Annotated in this window: 2 protein-coding genes; both read right to left on the reverse strand. The window is 53.6% G+C overall.

Annotated elements, in window-relative coordinates:
- Nucleotides 1-371: 371 nt before the first annotated feature.
- Nucleotides 372-1010, reverse strand: a complete 639-nt coding sequence (locus tag RMO15_RS33065; RefSeq protein WP_309723602.1) for an adenylate/guanylate cyclase domain-containing protein — start codon at nucleotides 1008-1010, stop codon at nucleotides 372-374.
- A gap of 126 nt (nucleotides 1011-1136) precedes the next feature.
- The coding region (locus RMO15_RS33070; RefSeq protein ID WP_309723605.1) for a hypothetical protein at nucleotides 1137-1553 on the reverse strand (417 nt) is incomplete at its 5' end.

Raw genomic sequence — 1553 nt, forward strand, 5'->3', positions numbered from 1 at the left:
TCGCTTGCGCGACGACCGACAACTGACCGCTCGCTGTATTTCCAAAGAGCTGTCGATGCTCCAAGAGCCGAGATTCGGTGACGATACAGTTGACGGTAAAGTCGGGGAAAACACCCTCTTCAGCCTTTGGCTGTGTGCGAAACATCAACTCGTACCTTCGGGTTGCATACCGACGCTCTAGCATCGGTTTCCCTGCGTTATGAAACATCTTAAAATGGGTGTGAGAAAGCAATCTCCCAACTCTGAAGGCGATTTCTTCCACTGCTTCTGCTCTCACTGAGCCCAGTCGCGTAAGGGTTGTGCTTCCGTTTCCGTGCCAACTATCAAGGAATTCCGACTCGGTTCGAAAGAATCGTCCCATGAGTCGTTTTTCAGGCCCGCCCGGGTGCCGGGCTTGTCTCTAGATTTTGCATGGGAAGCTCCAACTGCTTGCTTCTCCACAAGGTTCCGGTGATTCCGCTTGTTTCGATTCGCTCTGAGCCGATTCCAACTTGTCCACCAGGAACACCCTCTGCGGTGGCATCACTCACCGCGACTCCGCCGGGAGGTGCGCACTTTTGAAGATGAGCCGAGATGTCGATGACCTGGGAAAAGTTGATCGAACGAACATCCCCGGAATCGGGCGGAACAATCAAACCGGTGTGCAATCCAACTCGAAGAGTTACCGCCTCGGAGAGTCGATTTCTGAAGGCGTTAAACTCGAACAGGCCCGACTGAACTGCCTTTGCTGCTTGGAACCCCGCACTTGGCTCCTCAAAGGCGCAGGTCACACCGTCTCCTGCGGTTGAATGCACCCGACCTCCAAATCGTTGGACAGTTTTCTCGATATAGATGTGGTACTCGTTAAAGGTGAATTCGACCGAGAGCGGGTCTGCAGATTCCTTCATGCGTGTCGATCCGACCATGTCGATGCTCATGAACGTAACTTGCTGTTCCCCGGTCTTGAGTTTGGTTTGGAGATCAACCAACTGCTTGAGCATGTCCTGACGTTCTTTGGCGGGATCTTTCATGCCCAGAGTTGACCTAAATCTGTTCAATAAGAGGTGCGAAACTATGCCAATTCCTCCGCCCAACGCCATGAAGAGCAGAATCATCGCAGGCTCAACGTTCATTCGCAGCGCGAGCAGCATCGCGACCTACGACTGCTTCCTGAACAGTGCGCCTCCGTAAATGGCTCCTCTGAGCAAAGCAGTTCTGCGGTCTCGCGATTGTGCAACGTTGTAGATCGCGCCGACAAAAAGTAGGCACTCGATCATGCCGAACACGCCATAAGAGGAGGACCTCATGGTCATTGAAATAGAACTGCTCAGTCTCTCCAGCCCGCCCGACAAGGCAGTCAAGGTAGCGAGCGCACCGGATAGGACATAGCGCTTCTGTGACGTCTCGAGTGTCACGTATTGTGAGCGAGCCCGCGAGACAAAACTTTGCTTGCCTTGATCCGTTCGAAGTTTAAGGGCCAGGCGGACATATTCTTCTGGCGCTCCGGTGGCTTCAACAATCGCGAGAATACCGTCATCGTCGAGAGTGCCACCATGAGTCGCAGCAAGCCTCTC

It is taken from the genome of Armatimonas sp., from assembly GCF_031410135.1.
Taxonomy (GTDB): domain Bacteria; phylum Armatimonadota; class Armatimonadia; order Armatimonadales; family Armatimonadaceae; genus Armatimonas.